Annotated in this window: 11 protein-coding genes and 2 rRNA genes; 6 read left to right on the forward strand and 7 right to left on the reverse strand. The window is 70.9% G+C overall.

The genetic code is table 11. The annotated features are described in order from the left end of the window. Positions 1 to 29 precede the first annotated feature (29 nt). The 4 genes from DEH69_RS16700 to DEH69_RS16715 form a co-directional block, all read right to left on the reverse strand. Positions 30 to 3,142 (reverse strand): 23S ribosomal RNA (locus tag DEH69_RS16700). Between the two features lie 240 nt (positions 3,143 to 3,382). Continuing rightward, positions 3,383 to 4,920, reverse strand: a 16S ribosomal RNA gene (locus tag DEH69_RS16705). The 16S and 23S rRNA genes sit together here, the layout of an rRNA operon. Positions 4,921 to 5,233: 313 nt before the next feature. Further along, a complete protein-coding gene (locus DEH69_RS16710) occupies positions 5,234 to 6,895 on the reverse strand; it encodes a SpoIIE family protein phosphatase (protein ID WP_113687788.1) in 1,662 nt (553 codons plus the stop codon). A gap of 84 nt (positions 6,896 to 6,979) precedes the next feature. Then, positions 6,980 to 8,347: an NAD(P)/FAD-dependent oxidoreductase gene (locus tag DEH69_RS16715; RefSeq protein WP_113687789.1), complete on the reverse strand. Its 1,368-nt coding sequence runs from the start codon at positions 8,345 to 8,347 to the stop codon at positions 6,980 to 6,982. Between the two features lie 210 nt (positions 8,348 to 8,557). On the opposite strand from DEH69_RS16715, the gene DEH69_RS16720 reads away from it, so the two are divergent. Next, entirely contained in the window at positions 8,558 to 9,337 is a 780-nt protein-coding gene (locus DEH69_RS16720) for a TetR/AcrR family transcriptional regulator (RefSeq protein ID WP_113687790.1), read from the forward strand. Positions 9,338 to 9,528: 191 nt separating this feature from the next. Then, positions 9,529 to 11,277, forward strand: a complete 1,749-nt coding sequence (locus tag DEH69_RS16725; protein WP_309302837.1) for a sigma-70 family RNA polymerase sigma factor — start codon at positions 9,529 to 9,531, stop codon at positions 11,275 to 11,277. A 6-nt stretch (positions 11,278 to 11,283) separates the two neighbouring features. On the opposite strand, the gene DEH69_RS16730 is transcribed toward DEH69_RS16725, so the two are convergent. After that, positions 11,284 to 13,356, reverse strand: coding sequence for an asparagine synthase-related protein (locus DEH69_RS16730; protein WP_113687792.1), 2,073 nt, complete (start codon positions 13,354 to 13,356; stop codon positions 11,284 to 11,286). A gap of 612 nt (positions 13,357 to 13,968) precedes the next feature. Here DEH69_RS16730 and DEH69_RS16735 point away from each other — a divergent pair. Next, positions 13,969 to 15,384: an MFS transporter gene (locus DEH69_RS16735; protein WP_113687793.1), complete on the forward strand. Its 1,416-nt coding sequence runs from the start codon at positions 13,969 to 13,971 to the stop codon at positions 15,382 to 15,384. Between the two features lie 14 nt (positions 15,385 to 15,398). Then, positions 15,399 to 16,601 (forward strand): L-2-hydroxyglutarate oxidase, encoded by a 1,203-nt coding sequence (gene lhgO, locus DEH69_RS16740; protein ID WP_258534722.1) that lies wholly within the window; start codon positions 15,399 to 15,401, stop codon positions 16,599 to 16,601. Between the two features lie 84 nt (positions 16,602 to 16,685). Here the strand turns inward: lhgO and DEH69_RS16745 are convergent, their stop codons facing one another. Further along, a complete protein-coding gene (locus DEH69_RS16745) occupies positions 16,686 to 18,083 on the reverse strand; it encodes a PQQ-binding-like beta-propeller repeat protein (protein ID WP_113687795.1) in 1,398 nt (465 codons plus the stop codon). A 183-nt stretch (positions 18,084 to 18,266) separates the two neighbouring features. Between DEH69_RS16745 and trmB the strand changes: the two genes are divergently transcribed. Together trmB and DEH69_RS16755 are read left to right on the forward strand one after the other, a co-directional pair. Then, a complete protein-coding gene (trmB, locus tag DEH69_RS16750; protein ID WP_113687811.1) occupies positions 18,267 to 19,067 on the forward strand; it encodes a tRNA (guanosine(46)-N7)-methyltransferase TrmB in 801 nt (266 codons plus the stop codon). 104 nt (positions 19,068 to 19,171) lie between these two features. Next, positions 19,172 to 20,320: a PrsW family intramembrane metalloprotease gene (locus DEH69_RS16755; protein ID WP_113687796.1), complete on the forward strand. Its 1,149-nt coding sequence runs from the start codon at positions 19,172 to 19,174 to the stop codon at positions 20,318 to 20,320. Positions 20,321 to 20,392: 72 nt separating this feature from the next. Here the strand turns inward: DEH69_RS16755 and DEH69_RS31555 are convergent, their stop codons facing one another. Further along, positions 20,393 to 21,364: a glycosyltransferase family 29 protein gene (locus DEH69_RS31555; RefSeq protein WP_181727462.1), complete on the reverse strand. Its 972-nt coding sequence runs from the start codon at positions 21,362 to 21,364 to the stop codon at positions 20,393 to 20,395. Between the last annotated feature and the right edge of the window lie 25 nt (positions 21,365 to 21,389).

The following is a 21,389-nucleotide window of genomic DNA, read 5'->3' on the forward strand; positions in this document are numbered from 1 at the left end:
TCAAGAATTCACAGTGGACGCGAGCATCTGCGGACAAGCCCTCGGCCTATTAGTACCGGTCAACTCCACCTGTCACCAGGCTTCCATCTCCGGCCTATCAACCCCGTCGTCTACAGGGAGCCTTACCCCATCACGTAGGTGGGAGCCCTCATCTCGAAGCAGGCTTCCCGCTTAGATGCTTTCAGCGGTTATCCCTCCCGAACGTAGCCAACCAGCCATGCCCTTGGCAGAACAACTGGCACACCAGAGGTTCGTCCGTCCCGGTCCTCTCGTACTAGGGACAGCCCTTCTCAAGACTCCAACGCGCACAGCGGATAGGGACCGAACTGTCTCACGACGTTCTAAACCCAGCTCGCGTACCGCTTTAATGGGCGAACAGCCCAACCCTTGGGACCAACTCCAGCCCCAGGATGCGACGAGCCGACATCGAGGTGCCAAACCATCCCGTCGATACGGACTCTTGGGGAAGATCAGCCTGTTATCCCCGGGGTACCTTTTATCCGATGAGCGACGGCGCTCCCACAAGCCACCGCCGGATCACTAGTCCCTGCTTTCGCACCTGCTCGACCCGCCAGTCTCACAGTCAAGCTCCCTTGTGCACTTACACTCACCACCTGATAACCAACCAGGCTGAGGGAACCTTTGGGCGCCTCCGTTACCCTTTAGGAGGCAACCGCCCCAGTTAAACTACCCACCAGACACTGTCCCCGATCCGGATCACGGACCCAGGTTAGACATCCAGCACGATCAGAGTGGTATTTCAACAACGACTCCACACCAGCTGGCGCCAGCGCTTCACAGTCTCCCACCTATCCTACACAAACCGAACCGAACACCAATATCAAGCTATAGTAAAGGTCCCGGGGTCTTTCCGTCCTGCTGCGCGAAACGAGCATCTTTACTCGTACTGCAATTTCACCGGGCCTATGGTTGAGACAGCCGAGAAGTCGTTACGCCATTCGTGCAGGTCGGAACTTACCCGACAAGGAATTTCGCTACCTTAGGATGGTTATAGTTACCACCGCCGTTTACTGGCGCTTAAGTTCCCAGCCTCGCCACTCACGCAGCTAACCGGTCCCCTTAACGTTCCAGCACCGGGCAGGCGTCAGTCCGTATACATCGCCTTACAGCTTCGCACGGACCTGTGTTTTTAGTAAACAGTCGCTTCTCGCTGGTCTCTGCGGCCACCCCCAGCTCCAGACGAAAAGTCCTTCACCAGAAGCGGCCCCCCTTCTCCCGAAGTTACGGGGGCAATTTGCCGAGTTCCTTAACCATAGTTCACCCGAACGCCTCGGTATACTCTACCTGACCACCTGAGTCGGTTTCGGGTACGGGCCACCATGAAACATCGCTAGAGGCTTTTCTCGACAGCATAGGATCATCCACTTCACCACAATCGGCTCGGCATCAGGTCTCACCCTGTAATATCGCACGGATTTACCTGCACGACGGGCCACACCCTTACCCCGGGAATAACCACCACCCGGGCTGGACTACCTTCCTGCGTCACCCCATCACTCACCTACTACCCCCTCGGGCCACCGGCTCCACCACTCCACACACAATCAAAGACCATGCATGGCGGCTTCACGGGCTTAGCATCAGAAGATTCAGCGCTGGCGCTCCATAGCGGGTACCGGAATATCAACCGGTTATCCATCGACTACGCCTGTCGGCCTCGCCTTAGGCCCCGACTTACCCTGGGCAGATCAACTTGACCCAGGAACCCTTAGTCAATCGGCGCACACGTTTCCCACGTGTGTATCGCTACTCATGCCTGCATTCTCACTCGCATACCGTCCACAACACCCTCCCAGGGCCGCTTCACCCGGCACACGACGCTCCCCTACCCACCACACAACAGTGCAGTGACACGACTTCGGCGGCGTACTTGAGCCCCGCTACATTATCGGCGCAGAATCACTCGACCAGTGAGCTATTACGCACTCTTTCAAGGATGGCTGCTTCTAAGCCAACCTCCTGGCTGTCTCTGCGACTCCACATCCTTTCCCACTTAGCACACGCTTAGGGGCCTTAGTCGATGCTCTGGGCTGTTTCCCTCTCGACCATGGAGCTTATCCCCCACAGTCTCACTGCCGCGCTACCACTTACCGGCATTCGGAGTTTGGCTAAGGTCAGTAACCCGGTAAGGCCCATCACCTACCCAGTGCTCTACCTCCGGCAAGAAACACACGACGCTGCACCTAAATGCATTTCGGGGAGAACCAGCTATCACGGAGTCTGATTGGCCTTTCACCCCTAACCACAGGTCATCCCCCAGATTTTCAACTCTGGTGGGTTCGGGCCTCCACGCAGTCTTACCCACGCTTCACCCTGCCCATGGCTAGATCACCCCGCTTCGGGTCTAGGGCATGCTACTCAAAACGCCCTCTTCGGACTCGCTTTCGCTACGGCTCCCCACCAACAGGTTAACCTCGCAACACACCGCAAACTCGCAGGCTCATTCTTCAAAAGGCACGCAGTCACGACACACCAGGCAAGCCCAATGTGCGACGCTCCCACGGCTTGTAGGCACACGGTTTCAGGAACTCTTTCACTCCGCTCCCGCGGTACTTTTCACCATTCCCTCACGGTACTATCCACTATCGGTCACCAGGGAATATTTAGGCTTAACGGGTGGTCCCGCCAGATTCACACAAGATTTCTCGGGCCCTGTGCTACTTGGGTGGCTCTCCAGCAAGTCATGAACATTTCGCCTACGGGGGTCTTACCCTCTACGCCGGGCCTTTCGCATGCCCTTCGACTACACCCATGATTTCTCACTTGCCGACCGTCCGGCAGAACGATCACAAAGAACTCCCACAACCCCGCCTGCGCAACCCCTGCCGGGTATCACACACAAACGGTTTAGCCTCATCCGGTTTCGCTCACCACTACTCCCGGAATCACGGTTGTTTTCTCTTCCTGCGGGTACTGAGATGTTTCACTTCCCCGCGTTCCCTCCACACCGCCTATACATTCAGCAGCAGGTGACAGCCCATAACGACTGCCGGGTTTCCCCATTCGGAAACCCCCGGATCACAGCTCGGTTGACAACTCCCCGGGGACTATCGCGGCCTCCCACGTCCTTCATCGGTTCCTGGTACCAAGGCATCCACCGTGCGCCCTTAACAACTTGGCCACAGATGCTCGCGTCCACTGTGAAATTCTCAACCAACAAACGAAGACACACCAACCCAACAGGTCAGCCCGCGCCCTCAGACACCCAACAGCGTGCCCACAACCAGACCACCCACCACCAAGCTTTCCACGCCGAAGCAGTACTCACCCGCAGCCGATCATCCAGCCATGAATAGTCAATGTTCCACCCATGAGCAGCCACCCAGGATCACACGCCCCAGGCTAGCCAAACGCTCCTTAGAAAGGAGGTGATCCAGCCGCACCTTCCGGTACGGCTACCTTGTTACGACTTCGTCCCAATCGCCAGTCCCACCTTCGACAGCTCCCTCCCACAAGGGGTTAGGCCACCGGCTTCGGGTGTTACCGACTTTCGTGACGTGACGGGCGGTGTGTACAAGGCCCGGGAACGTATTCACCGCAGCAATGCTGATCTGCGATTACTAGCGACTCCGACTTCATGGGGTCGAGTTGCAGACCCCAATCCGAACTGAGACCGGCTTTTTGAGATTCGCTCCACCTCACGGCATCGCAGCTCATTGTACCGGCCATTGTAGCACGTGTGCAGCCCAAGACATAAGGGGCATGATGACTTGACGTCGTCCCCACCTTCCTCCGAGTTGACCCCGGCAGTCTCCCGTGAGTCCCCAACCACCCCAAAAGGAATGTTGCTGGCAACACAGGACAAGGGTTGCGCTCGTTGCGGGACTTAACCCAACATCTCACGACACGAGCTGACGACAGCCATGCACCACCTGTACACCGACTCAAAGAGACACCCTGTCTCCAGGGCTATCCGGCATATGTCAAGCCTTGGTAAGGTTCTTCGCGTTGCGTCGAATTAAGCCACATGCTCCGCCGCTTGTGCGGGCCCCCGTCAATTCCTTTGAGTTTTAGCCTTGCGGCCGTACTCCCCAGGCGGGGAACTTAATGCGTTAGCTACGGCACAGACAACGTGGAATGCTGCCCACACCTAGTTCCCACCGTTTACAGCGTGGACTACCAGGGTATCTAATCCTGTTCGCTCCCCACGCTTTCGCTCCTCAGCGTCAGTATCGGCCCAGAGACCCGCCTTCGCCACCGGTGTTCCTCCTGATATCTGCGCATTTCACCGCTACACCAGGAATTCCAGTCTCCCCTGCCGAACTCTAGCCTGCCCGTATCGACTGCAGACCCAGGGTTAAGCCCCGGGCTTTCACAACCGACGCGACAAACCGCCTACGAGCTCTTTACGCCCAATAATTCCGGACAACGCTCGCACCCTACGTATTACCGCGGCTGCTGGCACGTAGTTAGCCGGTGCTTCTTCTACAGGTACCGTCACCCCGAAAGGCTTCTTCCCTGCTGAAAGAGGTTTACAACCCGAAGGCCGTCATCCCTCACGCGGCGTCGCTGCATCAGGCTTCCGCCCATTGTGCAATATTCCCCACTGCTGCCTCCCGTAGGAGTCTGGGCCGTGTCTCAGTCCCAGTGTGGCCGGTCACCCTCTCAGGCCGGCTACCCGTCGTCGCCTTGGTAGGCCATCACCCCACCAACAAGCTGATAGGCCGCGGGCTCATCCCACACCGCAAAAGCTTTCCACCAGCAGACCATGAGGCCACCAGTGTATATCCGGTATTAGACCCAGTTTCCCGGGCTTATCCCAGAGTGCGGGGCAGATTACCCACGTGTTACTCACCCGTTCGCCACTCATCACCGGCCGAAACCGGATCAGCGTTCGACTTGCATGTGTTAAGCACGCCGCCAGCGTTCGTCCTGAGCCAGGATCAAACTCTCCGTGAATGCTTCAAACAAGCAATCCACCGAGAACAGACTCTCGCTGAACATACTTCATCAATAAACTGGCATTGACTTTTGGCACGCTGTTGAGTTCTCAAGGAACGGACACTTCCTTCAAGCCCATCTCAGGACCCTCCGGGCGTTTCCCTTCGCTGTGTCCACCACTCTAGAAGCAATCCCCGCCGAATTCCAAATCCAGCCCCAGGATCCACATTCCAGGCAAACCAAAGAAACCCTCACGGGCCCTTGAACGCTTGTGGTGGAGTGCGCCCTGTCAAGAGCGCCCGGGCAACGCTACGCCCTCGACTCCGGTGCGTCAACTTGACCCCGGGAGGGCGAACTCCGCCCACACCGCTTTGCCGCCCTCGGGGAGGCGGCGGGCGCCCCACTCGGCCGCGATCGTGGCGACGACCGCGATGCCGCGGCCCGCCTCGTCGGCGGGTTGTGCCTGCTGGCGGCGCGGCAGGTGCTCGTCGCCGTCTGTGACCTCCACGATCAGGCGGCGGTCGGTGCGGCGCAGGCGCAGGCGCATGGGGGCGCGGCCGTGCTTGAGCGAGTTGGCCACCAGCTCGCTCGCCGCAAGCACGCCGAGCTCGCGCAGCTCCTCGGGGAAGCGCCAGCTGGCCAGCACGCCGTCGGCGAAAGCCCGGGCGCGCGGGGCGGCTTCGATGCCGCCGAGGAGGTCGAGGGCGGCGCCGCGGAAGAGGTCGGCCTCCTCGCCCTCGCGGGCAGGGCAGCTGAGCACGAGGATCGCGACGTCGTCGTCGTGCTCGTCGGTGATGCCGAGGGCGCGCAGCAGGCGGTCGCAGATGATCTGCGGGGTGTCGCCCGCGCCCGCGACGGCCCGTTCGAGCGCGTCGAGACCCTCGTCGATGTCGGCGTCGCGCCGTTCCACCAGGCCGTCGGTGCACAGCACGGCCGTGGCGCCCTGGCCGAAGGGGACCGTGCCCGACGTGTGGACCCAGCCGCCGGTGCCGAGCGGGGGGCCCGTGGGCTCGGAGACGCGGCGCACGCCGCCCTCGGGCTCGCGGATGAAGATGGGCAGATGGCCCGCCGAGGCGTAGGTGAGGGTGCCCTCGTTGGGGTCGTGGACGGCGTAGAGGCACGTGGCGATCTGCGTCGAGTCGATGTCGATCGCGAGGCCGTCGAGGAGTTGGAGCACCTCGTGAGGCGGCAGGTCGAGACGCGCGTAGGCGCGCACGGCGGTGCGCAGCTGGCCCATGATCGCCGCGGCGCGCACGCCCCGGCCCATGACGTCGCCGATCACCACGGCGGTGCGCCCCGCGCCGAGCGTGATCACGTCGTACCAGTCACCGCCAACGGCGGCGTCGGTGCCGCCCGGCTGGTAGGTGGCGGCGACGCGGAGGTCGTCGGGCTGTTCGAGGCGCTGGGGGAGCAGGCTGCGTTGCAACGTGACGGCCGCGGCGCGCTGCTGGCTCTCGCTCTCGCGTAGGCGCTCGGCGGAGACGACCTGGTCGGTGACGTCGGCCGCGAAGACGAGGACGCCGCGCTGCGCGGGGGCGTCGGGCGTGGCGGTGAGCTCGACGGGGGTGCAGGTGAACGTGAAGTAGCTGTCGCGGCCCGTGCCGTGGACGCCGCGGGACTTCAGGGTGCGCGGGGTACCGCTGCGTTGCACCTGGTCCATGAGGGGCAGCAGGCCGACCTCGGCCAGCTCCGCAAGGGCCGTGCGCGCGGGGGCGCCGGGGGTGCGGTGGCCGAAGAGGGCGGCGTAGGCGTCGTTGACGTAGGCGACGCGGTGGTCGGGGCCGCGGACGACGGCGACGGGGGCCTGCACCTGGCCGAGCAGCTCGTGGATGGCCGACGCGTCGACGCCCTGGCCGCTCCTCGGCCTGGCCGCCGGGTCCTGGCGGTCGCCGCCTCCGCGGGCGGCGGGCACGGCGCCCGCGTCCGCTCCGCTGGCGCCGCCGTGGCGCCGCTGTGCCCCGGGCAGCCGGATGCCCCAGCGCGTCAAATTCACAACTTTCCGATCTGGTTCGTTCTGGTTTGCACGTCTACTCTTCGCTGAGCGGCAGCGCACCCATCGTCACATGCCGGGTCCCGGTCAGGTGCCCTCGGGGTGGCGTCCGGTGCCAGCGGCGAGCTCGAACTCGGCGCGGGGGTGTTCGAGCGAGCCGAGTGAGACGATCTCACGTCTGAACAATCCCGCAAGGGCCCATTCCGCGAGGATGCGTGCCTTGCGGTGGGTGGTGGGCACGCGGCCGAGGTGGTAGGCGCGGTGTATGAGCCAGGCCGCCAGGCCCTTGACGCGGCGGCGGCGCACGCGGGCGACGCCCTTGTGGAGGCCGAGGGAGGCGACCGAGCCGAGGTCGCGGTGGCGGTAGTCGGTGAGGGGCCCGCCGCGGAGGGCGGCGGCTATGTTGTCGGCGAGGCGGCGGGCCTGGCGCGTGGCGTGCTGCGCCGTGGGGGCGCACAGGGCGGGCGGTCCGCCGGTGTCCTCGCGTGTGAGATCGGGCACGGCGGCGGCGTCGCCCGCGGACCAGAGGCGTTCCCTGTCCTCGACGCGCAGGTCGGGACGGCAGCGGACGCGGCCGCGGTCGTCGAGGGGGACGTCGCACGAGGCGAGGACGGGGTGGGCCTTGACGCCCGCGGTCCACACGAGGGTGCGGGTGGGGTGCCGCGAGCCGTCGCTGAGGGTGGCGACGCGGTCGTCGCACGACTCGAGGCGGGTGCCGAGCCTGACGTCGATGTTGCGTCCGCGGAGCTCGCGGAGCGCGTAGGTGCCCATCTGCTCACCCACTTCGGGGAGGATGCGGTCGGTGGCCTCCACCAGGATCCACTTCTGCTCCTCCGGGCGGATGTTGTGGTAGTAACGGCACGCGTAACGTCCCATGTCCTCGAGCTCGGCAAGGGCCTCGACGCCCGCGTAGCCGCCGCCGACGAAGACAAAGGTGAGCGCGGCGTCGCGGACGGCGCTGTCGCGGGTGGACGACGCGATGTCGAGCTGCTCAAGGACGTGGTTGCGCAGGCCGATGGCCTCCTCGATGGTCTTGAAGCCGATGCCGTGTTCGGCGAGCCCGGGAACGGGCAGCGCGCGGGAGATGGAACCGGGGGCCAGCACCAGTTCGTCGTAGTCGACCCGGAGCGGTTCGCCGCCGGTCTCCTGGTCGGCCGGTGTCCGCACCAGGACCGTGTGCCGTCCCGAGTCGACGGCGGTGACCTCGCCGGGGAGGAAGCGGCAACGGGAGAGCACACGACGGAGCGGGACCACGACGTGGCGGGGCGAGAGCGATCCGGCCGCGGCCTCGGGCAGGAAGGGCTGATACGTCATGTACGGATCCGGGCTGATCACGGTGATCCTGACGTCGCCGCGCCGCAGCTCGCGCCGGAGTCTGCGCTGGAGGCGGAGTGCGGTGAACAGGCCGACATGGCCGCCGCCGGCCACCACGATGTGGGCGGGTTGCTTGGTCACCTGTCCATAAGGCACCCGTGGATGGCCGTTTGTCCACAGGCGGGACACGGCGCTGCTCCGATCGGGGGCGGCGGGGCGTGGCGCGGCGGGGTCGGAAGGAAGCCCTCCCGCTGTCAGTGGCCTCAACTATGTTCGTAACTCTTGGTTTCGTCACTCTTACTACACGCGGCGTCTTTTCGGGGAGCGACCGCGGCACCGGGGGAATTTCATATGCGGATCAGTGGATCCGGGGACGGTTCGGAAGTGCCGCCCTCGGTCGAGCACCAGCGTGCCGGTGGGCGTGTGGCGGCGGGCGGGGCGGCGGCGAAGTCGTCCGCGCCGCTGCGCGTGGACGCGCAGCGCAATCTTCGGCATGTGCTGAGCGCGGCGCGTGACGTGTTCGGCGAGCAGGGGTACGGGGCGCCGATGGAGGAGGTGGCGCGGCGGGCCAGGGTCGGCGTGGGGACGGTGTACCGGCGTTTTCCGAACAAGGAGGCGCTGGTGCGGCACATCGCCGCGGAGGAGACGCGGCGGTTGACGGATCGGGCGCTGGAGGCACTGGCGCGGGACGACGAGCCGTGGCGGGCGCTGGCGGGCTTCGTGGAGCGTTCGGCGGCGTCGGGCGCCGGGCGGCTGCTGCCTCCCGAGCTGCTGACGGCGGGGGCTGTCGTCGCGGCGGGCGGTGGCGTCGCGGCGGGCGGTGGCGTCGCGGCGGGCAGTGGGGGGCGCGGGCGGGTGCCGATACGGCGGGCGGTGCCCGATGGGGACGCGGGCGAGGCGCGGGATGGCAGGGGGGCGGGGACGCGGGAGCTGCTGTCCGTGGTCGGGAAGCTCGTGGAACGGACGCGGGCCGCGGGCGAGTTGCGGGCGGATGTGACGGTGGCCGACCTGATGCTGGTGATAGCGACGACGCCGCCGCGGTTCGAGGATCCGGCGCGGCAGACGGCGGCGGAGTCGCGGCTGCTCGAGATATTGCTCCAGGGGCTTAGGGCCGGTGGTGAGGGGGCGTAAGGGAGCGGTGACGGAGAGCGCGCAATGCTACGGGGATGCCCCACCAAGGGGTGGTTCTCCGGTGAACTTCTCTTGGCACACCGGCGTGTTGTGGCAACCTGGCCTGTGTTGCTGACGGCTATGTAAACAGGGGCTTTCCGGCTATGGGCGTTGACGGCGTTGAGGGGCATGGCGAGGACCCAGGTGAGTCCGTGGTGCCGCGGCAGCGCGTTCCCCATGGTGAGGCGGGCGACCTGGAGTTGGTCGACCGGATGCGTCGGGGTGCGCCGGAGGCGTACGACGAGTTGTACCGGCGCCACGCGGGGGCCGTGCGCCGTTATGCGCGGACGTGCTGCCGGGACGCCGACACGGCGGACGACCTGACGAACGAGGTGTTCGCGGCGACGTTGCAGGCGGTGCGGCGGGGCGGCGGGCCGAGGACGGCGGTGCGGGCGTATCTGCTGACGTCGGTGCGGCGCGTGGCGGCGGACTGGGCGCGAACGGCGCGGCGCGAGCAACTGGTCGAGGACTTCGCGACGTTCGCGGTGTCGGACGCGGCGGCGCGGGCGGGGGACGCGGACGCGCTGGAGATGGGCGCGGACGTCAGGGCGATGCACCAGGCCGAGCAGTCGATGGCGATGCGGGCGTTCCGCAGCCTGCCCGAGCGCTGGCAGATGGTGCTGTGGCACACGGCGGTCGAGGAGGCGTCGCCGCAGGACGTGGCGCCCTTGCTGGGGTTGACGCCGAACGCCACGGCGGTGCTCGCGCACCGGGCGCGCGAGGGGCTGCGGCAGGCGTATCTCCAGCAGCATGTGAAGCGGGCGGGCAGCGACAGCGGGGAGTGCGCGCGCTACGCGGACCGGCTCGGGGCGTTCGCGCGGGGGGGGTTGCGGGCGCGGGCGGAGCGGGGGCTGCGCAAGCACCTGGCGGAGTGCGGGGCTTGCGCGCTCGCGGCGTCCGAGGTGCGGGACCTGAACGAACGGATCGGAGCGATCCTGCCGGTCGCGGTGGTCGGGTGGTTCGCGGCGGAGTTCTCGTTCAAGGGCGCCGGGATGTTCCTCGGGGCCGCTGGGGCCGGGGCCGCGGGGTCGGCCGCGGCGGCGGGCGGCTCGGGGTCGGCCGGTGGGGGTGCGGCGGCCGAGGGGCTGGGCGCGCCCGCCAAGGTGGGGATCGTGGGCGGGGCGGTGGTCGCGGCCGCGGCGGCGACGCTCGCGCTCGCGATGATGGGGGGCGAGGCGGAGGAGGACATCGATCCGGCGCCGCCCGCGGCGCAGGAGGAGCCGCCGCGGCGGACGCCCACGCCTCCGGCGGCGGCGCCAGCGCCGCCCGACCGGGCGGCCGAGCCCGTTCCCGAGCCCGTTCCCGAGCCCGAGCCCGAGCCGCCCGCTCCCGTTCCCGAGCCCGCGCCCGAGCCGCCCGCTCCCCCCGCGCCTCCCGAGCCTCCGGCGCCGCCCGAGCCTCCCGCGCCGCCCACGCCTCCCGCGCCCGACGACCCGGGGCAGCCGCCCGAGCCACCGCCGCCAGCCGAGGGGTTCGAGCTGCGGCGGCTCGCGTTCGACTTCCTGAGCGACGGCACGGCCCCGGCGCTGCGGGCGCTGGAGAGCACGCCGGTGTGGCAGCGGGACGGGGTGTCGATCAACGGCACGGCGTACGAGCACGGGATCACCGTGTCGGCGGCCTGGTCGTCGGTGACGATCGACCTCAACCGCGACTGCGTCGCCTACGAGGCGCTGGCCGGTATCGACGACCTCTCGCACGGGATCGGCGCGGCGGTGTTCGGGGTGTACGGGGACGGCGCGCTGCTGTGGATGTCGGACGTGGTGGCGGGCACGGACGACGCGGTGGCCGTGAACGTTCCGTTGGAGGGCGTGGAGACGCTGCGGCTGACGGTCGAGCCGCGGGGCCCTCTGGGGGCGGCGGCGCTCGCGGACTGGGCCGAGTCGGAGATCAGCTGCGCCTGAGGGGCGTCACGGGCTGACGCCGCTGGTGACGGCGCGGGGGTCGTGGTGGCCCTCGGCCGTCCAGCACGAGCCGCGGCGGGTGAGCAGGCGGCGCAGCCACACCTCGGTGGAGACCAGCTCGGCGAGGCCGTCGAGCGGCAGTGGCTCGCCCTCGGCCGCCGCGCGCAGCGCCTTGCGGACGACGCGGGCCTCGATCAGGCCCGCGTCGGCGAGGAGCGGCGCCTCGAAGAGGCCCACCACGTCGCTGATGTAGGCGCGCAGCCCCGAGCGCACGGAGTCCGCCTGGGAGGCGTGGGTGGTGTGGCCCCAGCCCGGGGGAAGGTCGCGCACGCCGGCGCCCTCGAGCACGGCGCGCAACACCTCGGCGCGCGCGCCGGGTTGAACGCGGTGGCTCTCGGGGAGCGCCTGGCAGGCGCGCACGACCTGGTTGTCGTAGAACGGCGCGTGGAGGCGCTGGTGGCGCACCTCGGCGGCCTGTTCGAAGACGCGGTGGTCGGCGGCGTGGCGGGCGAGGGAGGCGCGGGCCAGCTGCTCGCCGGGGCGTCCCGTGGTGGCGCCGCCCCTGGGGTGGGCGGCGACGGCCTCGAGTCGAATCGATACTTCTGCCAGCGCCTCGCCGGTGAGCCAGCGCGCCGCGGGCCCCGGCCTGCACCAGGTGAGCGCGGCGAGGGAGGCGCCGAGCGCGCCGTCGGCGAGGAGCTCGTCCTCGATGGGCTGGCGCAGCAGGACGGCGGCGCTGGAGAGGCCCTCGGGGTAGGGCGTGCGGGCGAGCCTGCGGGCGGCGCGGTAGACGGTGAAGGGGACACGGATCGCGCGGCCGCCGCCCCCGCTGGCCTTGGCCAACGCCGTGACGGGGCGGACGAGATGGCGGCGGCGGCGGTCGAGCAGGAGGTCGGCGAGGCGGGCGGGGTGGGCGTCGAGGACCTGGCGGGCGCCGTTGCCGATGAGGTGGTCGGAGCTGCCCGCGGCGAGCCGGTGGCGGTGGCGGGCCACGCTGACGAGGGAGGGGCCCGGCTCATCGGTGAGCGGGCCGCCCTCGAGGTCGGCATAGGGCAGGGCCTCGTCGCCCGCGGCCACGACGACGTGGTGCAGGCGAGGGCTCTCGGCGATGATCCGCGCGCGCTCCATCTCGGCGGCGCGGTCGACGCCCGCGTGGCCTCCGGTGGCGGTCAGGTCGTTGAACGTCACGGCCAGGAGGCGTTCGCCCGCGAGGGTCGCGCCGGTGCCGTAGACCGTGCCCGGCATGCCGGGGAGCCCGGCGGCGAGCAGCGCGAGGGTGGCCGAGGCGCTGCCGCCCGAGAGGTCGGCGCCGACGCCGGGGGCGGGCTCGGGGCCCATGCGCGCCGCGCGGCGGTCGGCGGGGCCCATGCCTGGCACGGGCCCCGGGTCGCGCGCCGGCGCGTGACGCGGGGCCGCGAGCCGGGTGCGCACCGCGGCGACGAGCGCGTCGCGGACCCCGGCGACGGCGGCCTCCCGCTCGACGGGCGGGGCGGCGACGACAAGGGGGGTGGCGGGCTCGTACCCGAGGATGTCGTGGCTGCCGCCCTCGCGCAGCCGCAGGGCGTGGCCCGGGGGGACGCGGGTGACGCCTCGGTAGGGCGTGCCGTCGCCCACGGCCTCGGGGGCGTCGGGGCAGGCGAGCAGGGCGGCGAGGTGGGGGACGTCGAGCTGGGCCTCGGTGAGGTCGGCGAGCGGGAGTGCCGCGGTGGAGTACGCGGTGCCACCGGCCCAACTGGTGTGGAACACCGGTCTTGTGCCCGCGAGGTCGGCCGGGATGACGGTGCGCCTGCCGAAGCGCGCGACGGCGGTGTAGCTCCCCGGCCACGTCGTGAGCTGGCGGAGCGCGCCGGCGCGCGCCGAGACCAGCGAGCGGCGCAACGTCTCGTCGTCCGCGCCGCAGTAGCCGAAGACGGCCAGGTGGGTGTCGCCGTCCGCGTAGACGAGGCGCACCTCGTCGGGGCGCCAATCGCCCACGGCCCACAGGGGATCGGGCCCCTCCCACAGCAACTGGGCGCCCAGGGGCTGGATATCCCTGGCCGCGCTGGCGGATGCGCCGCACCACCCCACCAACCACCGCATCGCCGCCTCCCCCACTGAAAGAATGCCTCGACCGCCGCATGGGTGTGTGCTGACAGGCCCATGCTGCCACGGGAGGGGCGGGAACGGGGCATGACCGTGAGGTGGTTCGCCCGCGTGGCGAACTACCCGGCGCGCTCCCCTGTGTGGTGGGCGGGATTCCCGGGGCCCCTGGGGCGACTCCGGGGAAACCGACCATTTTCAGCCAAAGTCTGGCCGAGGAACGGCCCATGACCCGGGCGCGCGGGGGCAGGTGACGTCGTGGTCCGGGAGACGCTGGCCGCCTCCCGGACCAGGCCACCGTCCGCGGGGAATGAGACGGCGGCTTCCCCCGGCCCGCTGGTCCCTCGGGACAACGGGCCGACCCACGCGCTGTCCATCGAAGCGGCCGGGCCCCCGACTGCCCAGAGCGCACGGGCGGGCGCACGGCCACATGCCGGGAGCACAGTCGCGGCACGGACGCGACGCTCGTACACATGCACGGTCATAAACACGCCATCCGGGATCCGCCCCCTTAACGGTCAGCAGGCGCCGAACTACGCTGGGTTGGCGGAGGCACGGATGAGCCCTGCGCTGGTCGCGGGGCGGCCGTTGGTGTGTGTCAGGGGTGCGCGCATGTCCAGGGAACAACGCGGGCCGAACGAAAAGCTGGGGGCGGTTCTGGCCCTCGCGGGGATCAGCAACGCCGGACTCGCCCGGCGCGTCAACGACCTCGGCGCGCAGCGGGGATTGACGCTGCGCTACGACAAGACATCGGTCGCGCGCTGGGTCACCAAGGGCATGGTGCCGCAGGGCTCGGCCCCGCACCTGATCGCCGCCGCCATCAGCAGCAAGCTGGGCCGCCCCGTGCCGCTGCACGAGATCGGCCTGGCCGACACGGACCCGGCGCCCGAGGTGGGGCTCGCGTTCACCAGGGACGTGCCGGGGGCCGTCGCCTCCGCGACCGAGCTGTACCGGCTCGACGTCTCGCCAGGCAAGGGCATCTGGCAGACGCTGGCCGGGTCGTTCGCCATCAGCGCCTACGCGACGCCCGTCTCCCGCTGGCTCATAACCCCCGCCGACGTCTCCGTCGTGCGCGAGGGCGCCGCCGCCGCGCCGCGCGACGGCGGGGTCGGGCGCGTGGGCCACTCGGATGTCTCCAAGCTGCGCGAGGCGGCGCAGGAGGCGCGCCGCTGGGACTCCAAGTACGGCGGCGGCGACTGGCGTTCGTCGATGGTGCCGCAGTGCCTGCGCACCGACGCGGCGCCGCTCCTGCTCGGCAGCTACACCGACGAGGTGGGCCGCTCCCTCTTCCGCGCCACGGCCGAGCTGACCAGGCTCGCCGGGTGGATGGCGTTCGACACGGGCCAGCAGGAGGCCGCCCAGCGGTACTACATCCAGGCGCTCAGGCTCGCGCGCGCGGCGGCGGACGTGCCGCTCGGCGGGTACGCGCTGGCGTCGATGTCGCTCCAGGCGGTCTACCGGGGCTTCGCCGACGAGGCCGTCGACCTGGCCCAGGCCGCCCTCGAACGGAACCGCTCGCTCGCCACCGCGAAGACGATGAGCTTCTTCAAGCTGGTCGAGGCCCGCGCGCTGGCCAAGGCGAAGGACGCGGCGGGCTGTGAGTCCGCGCTCAACGCCGCCGAGGGCTGGCTCGAACGGTCGCGGGAGGGCGACGGCGACCCCGGCTGGCTCGACTTCTACACCTACAACCGCCTGGCCGCCGACGCCGCCGAGTGCTACATCGACCTCGAGGTCCCCGGGCAGGTGCGGCGTTTCACCGAGCACGCGCTGTCCGAGCCGACCGAGGAGTTCGTCCGCTCGCACGGGCTGCGCCTCGTGGTGGCCGCGGTCGCTGACCTCGAAGAGGGGAACCTGGACGCGGCGTGCGCCAAGGGCGCGCGCGCCGTCGAGGTCGCCGGGCGCATCTCGTCGGCCCGCACGACGGACTATGTGCGCGACTTGCTCTCCCGCCTGGCGCCCTACGCGGACGAGCCGCTGGTCAAGGAGCTCCAGGAGCGGGCCCGCCCGCTCCTGACCGCTCCGGCATGATGTGACACATGACACTGGCAGGGTACGGATGCGATGTGCTGGTGATCGGCGGCGGCATCGTCGGGCTGGCCACGGCGCACGCGCTGCGTGAGGCGCGCCCCGGGCTCGCCGTGACCGTGCTGGAGAAGGAGGCGGCCCCGGCCCTCCACCAGACGGGGCGGAACAGCGGGGTCATCCACAGCGGGGTGTACTACAGGCCCGGGTCGCGCAAGGCGCGGTTCGCGGTGCGCGGGTCGGCCGAGTTGGTCACGTTCTGTGCGGAGCACGGGATTCCGCATGCCATCCCGGGGAAGCTGATCGTCGCCACCGGGCCCGACGAGCTGCCGAGGCTGCACGAGCTGGCCCAGCGCGCCCGCCGCAACGGCGTTCCGGTGCGGGAGCTCGGGCCCGCGCAGATCGCGGAGCACGAGCCCGCGGTGGCAGGCATCGCGGCGCTACGCGTGGAGAGCACGGGCCAGTGCGACTTCGCGGCGGTCGCGCGGCAGCTGGCGCGGCTTGTGGACGTGCGGACCGGCGCGGAGGTCGTGGCCGTGGACCGGCGTGTGGGCCGGGGCGTGGCGGTGCGCACACGGCGCGGGGAGGTGCACAGAGCGCGCGCGTTGGTGAACTGCGCCGGGTTGCACAGCGACCGGATCGCGCGCCTGGCGGGCGACGAGCCGGGGCTGCGAATCGTGCCGTTCCGCGGCGAGTTCTACCGGCTGAGGGCCGAGCGGGCGTCGCTCGTGCGCGGCCTCGTCTATCCGGTGCCCGACCCCGCGTTCCCGTTCCTCGGCGTCCATCTGACGGCGGGGCTCGACGGCGAGGTGCACATCGGGCCCAACGCCGTGCCCGCGCTGGCGCGTGAGGGCTATGACTGGCGCACGGTGAGGGCGCGCGAGCTGGCGGACGAGCTGGCGTACCCCGGCGTGTGGCGCATGGCGCGGCGCCACTGGCGTTATGGCGCGGGGGAGTTGTGCCGTTCGCTGTCCAGGCGGGCGTTCACGGCCGCGGTGCGGCGGCTGCTGCCCGGCATCGCGGAGCGCGACCTGCTGCCGTCCCCTGCCGGGGTCCGCGCCCAGGCGGTGCTGCCGGACGGGAGCCTGGCCGACGACTTCGAGATCGCCGAGGCCCCGCACACGGTGCATGTGCTCAACGCGCCGTCCCCCGCCGCCACGGCGTGCCTGCCCATCGGCCGCGAGGTCGCCACGCGCCTGCTCCGGGGGCCGGGGCTGGCATAGGCCCTGGCGGCCTGGCGTGAACGTCGGCGCGCGCCGCCCCCGCGCGCCGTCCCCGCGCGCCCTCGCGCGCGCCCCGGCGCGCCCTCAGCGTTCGTAGGCCGCGAGGCGCAGGCCCTCCGAGCCTTCGGGCGCCACCGGGGTCAGGGTGTAGAGCTGGTGCCCGTCGAACGCCACCGTCACCTGGTCCGACACGCGGTCGGGGTCGAGCGGGACGCGCCCCGCGGAGGACTCCGCGCCGTTGGCCGGGTCGAGCCGGAAGAGCCGCAGCCGGTCGTCGTCCACCGGGTGGGCGAGCAGCGGCCTGCCGTCGCCGTCCACGCCGAACAGCTGGGTGGCCGCTGGTAGTTCGGTGCTCCAGCGGCGTTCGCCCGTGGCCAGGTCGTGGCCCGCGAACGACGTGTCGCTCTCCCGCGTGAACAGCACCTCGCCCGTCACCGCCGCCATCTCGGGGCGCACCTGGTCGCGCGGCAGCCGCCACGCCTCCTCGCCCGTCTCGGCGTAGGCCACCAGGTCATCGCCCTGGAACAGCAGGACGGGATCGCCCGCCAGAATCCCCGTCAGGCCGAGCGCGGGGTCGGTGACCGGGTGCGTCCACTCCAGGGCCCCGGTGTCCGCGTGGTAGACGCTCAACTCCCGCTCGCCGCCCGCCTCATCGCCGCCGCAGCGGGTCAGGACCGCGACGCGCGAGCCCGCGTGCGCCGCGGAGAGCGGCTGGCGCCCGCCCTGGCACGGGGAGATGCCGCCGTCCTCGGGCGGCGCGGGGAACGCGAGCGGCTCGCCGGTCCCGACGGCGAAGCGGTGGAAGCCCTCGACCGCGCCGGTGGCGTCCAGGCTCACGGTGACGGTCTCCTCGCCCACCGTCACCGTCGCGTCGGCGGCCACCACCGGGCGTTCGAACCGCTCGGACCACAGCAGCGCGCCCGTCGTCGTGTCGACCACGGCGAGCACGGAGCAGTCGGCGGCGGGCGTCGCGTCCGGGCGCGCGGCGCCCTCGGCGCGGTAGAGAACGGCGCCCACGCCCGCGGAGTTGGTCGCGTCGGCCGCCGCGCACGGCAGTGTGCCGCCCATCGGCGGGTCCGCCTGCCAGCGCGGCACCCCGTCCACCGTGTCATAGCCGGTCACGCCCGCGGTCGAGACCAGCGTGACCGTGCTGTCGTGCGCCCACAGCCGCGTCGCGCGCCGGTCGGACTCGTCGGCGCCGGCGCGCACCGGGGGCGCGTCCCATGCCTCCGCAAGCTCCTCGGGCTCGCCGGTCGGCGTGGCCGTGGCCGCGATCATGTCCTCCGCGCCCGCCGAGCCGTCCTCCCTGCTGAACACCACCACCCAGACCGTCAGCAGCGCCAGCAGCAGCACCGCCACGGGCAACGCGACCAGCCCTGAACGGCCCGAACGACCCGAAGGACGGGAACGCCCCGCGCGTTCGGTGCGTTCTGCGCGTTCGGTGCGTTCCGCGCGTTCCGCGCGGCCTTGCCCATCGCCCATGGCACATCCCCCGAAGTCCCACACGTCAACTGCCCGGGGCGCGCCGACACGCCCGCCGAGCCGGTCACCGTGTCCGACGTCGCACGGCCGCCGCTCGGTTCCTTGCCGAATCGCCGTAAAATCGGACGCATTGTGACCGAGACCGACAGCGACCTCACCTCTCTCACGACCGAACGCGCCCGGATGTTCCCGCCGGGCGCCGGTCCCGCGCCCGATCCCGCGGGCGCGCACCACGACCGGACGATCCGCAGCTTCCAGCCGCGGCGCAGCCGGGTCACGCCCTCGCAGCGCGACGCGCTGGCGCGCCTGTGGCCGCGCTGGGGCCTTGACGTCGACGGGCTCGCGCCGCTCGACCTGTCCGCGCTGTTCGGGGGGCTGCCCGTGGTGCTTGAGATCGGGTTCGGCATGGGCGAGGCGACCGCCGAGATGGCCGCGGCGGACCCGGACACCGGCATCCTCGCCGTCGACGTGCACACCCCTGGCCAGGGCCATCTGCTGCGGCTCGCCGATGAGCGCGGCCTGACCAACGTCCGCGTGGCCAACGGCGACGCGCTCATCCTGCTGCGCACGATGCTGCCGCCGCGCGCGCTCGCCGGGGTGCGGGTCTTCTTCCCCGACCCCTGGCCCAAGAAGCGGCACCACAAGCGGCGCATCATCCAGCCGGAGTTCGTCGAGCTGGCCGCGTCGCGCATGGCGCCGGGCGCGGTGCTGCACTGCGCCACCGACTGGGTGCCCTACGCCGAGTCGATGCTTGAGGTGCTGACGGCGAGTCCGTCGTTCGCCAACGCCGCGCCCCAAGGCCCCGATCGCGCACGGGGGTTCGCGCCAAGACCCGCGGTGCGGCCGCTGACCCGCTTCGAGCGGCAGGGGCTCGCGAAGGGACACGAGGTGCGGGACCTGCTCTTCCGTCGGCTCGACGACGCGGGCGAGGGCCGCGCCGATGAGCGCGCCCGGGAGCGTGCCGAGGGCCGCGCCGAGGGCTGAGTTGTTGGCGGCGCGTCAACGCGGGGGCGACGGGCGGGTGAAACGGTTCGCCGCCGCCCAGGGCACATCTGTCGACGCCAGGGCGCACACCGTAAGGTCATGGCGTGCGCCCGTCGCTCTCCCCCACGTTCGCCATCGTGGCGCCCCTGGTGATCTGTGGCCTGATCGTGTCGGTCCTGGTGTGGCGTGAGACCGGCGCGTCGGGATTCCTCGTCGGCCTGGGCCTCGCCCTGCTCCCTGTGCCGGTGCTGATCGGCGTCTTCCACTGGGTGGACGCGCTGGCGCCACGCCCGTGGCGCTCGCTCGCGTTCGCGTTCGGCTGGGGGGCGTGCGTCGCGACGCTGTTCGCGCTGCTGGCCAACAACCTGCTGGTGAGCTGGCTCACCGACGACCCCGCCACCATCAGACCCGAGCGCGCGGACACGCTGGAACTCACGGTGATCGCGCCCGTGGTCGAGGAGACGGCGAAGGCGGTGGCGGTGCTGCTGCTCTTCCTCCACCGGCCGCGGGCGTTCCACAGCGTCATCGGGGGCGTCGTCACGGGAGGTCTCGCGGCGACCGGGTTCGCGTTCACCGAGAACGTCCTCTACCTGGGCAACGCCTTCACCCAGGACAGCGCCGACGGCGGGGGCGGGATGCACTCGGGGACGCTGGTGGCGTTCTTCGTGCGGATCGTGATGGCGCCGCTGGCCCACCCGATGTTCACGGTGCTCGCGGGGATCGGCCTCGGCCTCGCCGCGACGCTCGCGCCGCACCGGCCCGCGGCGTGGCGGTGGCTGCTGCCGCTTGGCGGGCTCGCGTCGGCGATGGGGCTGCACTCGGCGTGGAACGCCGCCGCCTCGCTGAGCCTGACGGGGTTCGGCGCGGTCTACGGGCTCGTGATGCTCCCGGCGTTCTGCCTGCTGTGCTGGCTGGTCGCCTCGGCGCGGCAGCGGCAGCTGCGGGTGGTGCGCGAGACGCTGCCGCTCTACGCGGCGGCGGGCTGGGTGGCGCCCGGGGATCCCGAGGCGCTGGCGTCCCTGCGGGCGCGCTCGGCCGCGCGCCGGAGCGCGCGGGAGGCGCACGGGTCGGCGGGGTGGCGCGCGATGGCGGGCTACCAGGCGGCGGCGACGTCGTTGGCGCTCCTGCGGCACCGGGCCGAACGCGGCGCGGTGCGGCCGGACTTCGTGGCGGCCGAGCGCGAGCTGCTGTCGCGGCTCGCGGAGCACCGGGCGGCGGTGGCGCCTCCGGCGCCCCCGGTGAGCGCGCCATGAACGCCGCGCCATGAACGCCGCGCCATGTAGGGCGCGGCGGCGGCCTCGGAGGGTCCGGCCCCGGAGGGCCGCTCAGCGCAGTGACAGGCGCAGTCCGTCGCGGGCCCTTGCGCGGCCCAGGATCCACTGCCGCTCCTCGGCGCGCAGCTGGCCGGGGACGGCGAACCCGAAGAGGTCGATCCGCGGGTTCACATCGAGGTGGTCGAGCAGCCGGGCCACGGTGAACGCCGTGGTCGGCTCGGCCGCCCAGCGGACCTCGCCGATCAGCGCGGGGTCACGCACCGGGCGGCTGAGCGACAGGTCGCCGACGTAGGACTGCGCGCCCGCGACCAGCCGCCCGCGGATCGCCGCGCGCCACTGCGCCGGCTGCTCGGCGAACACCAGCCGCGTGTGCGCGCGCCGCCGCCACCCCGGGCCGCCGCTGCGGTGCGAAACGGCGTGCACGTCGACGCGTTCGCCCGTTCCCTCGCGGTGGGTCTGGAACGAGTCGACGCGCACCACCAGGTCATAGGCGTCGATCTCGGCGCCGAGGCCGCTGGCGGCCATGCTCTCGCCGTTGGCCACGACGCACACGGAGCGGCCCGCGAGCTGGGCGCGGAACGCGTCCACGCCGATCGGGTCGCCGCCGTCGAGCGGCAGCTCGTGGTCGAGCCGGTGGCCGGTGAGCGTCTCGAACCGTCCCTGCGCGTGCATGGCGTCCTCCTCGCGCCCGTCCGCCTCAAGCGCCTCCGCGCGCAGCCCCCACGCGCCGCCCGCGCCGGGGCGCAGCGCCACGGCGCTGTCGGCCAGGCGGCGGGCCAGCCGCACCTCCCCGGCGTCCAGGGCGCGGCGCCCGACGTCGAGCAGCGCGTCGAACGAGCGGTCCGCCGACGGCTCGAACGCCGTGTGCTCGGCCACGAGCACGCCGATGGCCGCGACGAGCCCGGTGCGCTGCGCCGGGGCCGGTCCTTCGAGGGAGACGAGGTGCGCGGCGCACTCGCGCACACACGCCGTGAGGAGATCCTCCGCGCGCGCGACGCTTCCTGGTCGCAGCCTGACCTTCATACTCCCGACTGTGCACGCCCGTCGG

This window comes from Streptomyces sp. PT12, from assembly GCF_003311645.1.
Lineage (GTDB): Bacteria > Actinomycetota > Actinomycetes > Streptomycetales > Streptomycetaceae > Streptomyces.

Excerpts from the sequence above, each read along its gene's own strand:
- DEH69_RS16720 (WP_113687790.1), top strand. The coding sequence starts at position 8,558 with ATGCGGATCAGTGGATCCGGGGACGGTTCGGAAGTGCCGCCCTCGGTC.
- DEH69_RS16730 (WP_113687792.1), bottom strand. The coding sequence starts at position 13,356 with ATGCGGTGGTTGGTGGGGTGGTGCGGCGCATCCGCCAGCGCGGCCAGG.
- DEH69_RS16735 (WP_113687793.1), top strand. The coding sequence starts at position 13,969 with ATGTCCAGGGAACAACGCGGGCCGAACGAAAAGCTGGGGGCGGTTCTG.
- DEH69_RS16745 (WP_113687795.1), bottom strand. The coding sequence starts at position 18,083 with ATGGGCGATGGGCAAGGCCGCGCGGAACGCGCGGAACGCACCGAACGC.
- trmB (WP_113687811.1), top strand. The coding sequence starts at position 18,267 with ATGTTCCCGCCGGGCGCCGGTCCCGCGCCCGATCCCGCGGGCGCGCAC.
- DEH69_RS31555 (WP_181727462.1), bottom strand. The coding sequence starts at position 21,364 with ATGAAGGTCAGGCTGCGACCAGGAAGCGTCGCGCGCGCGGAGGATCTC.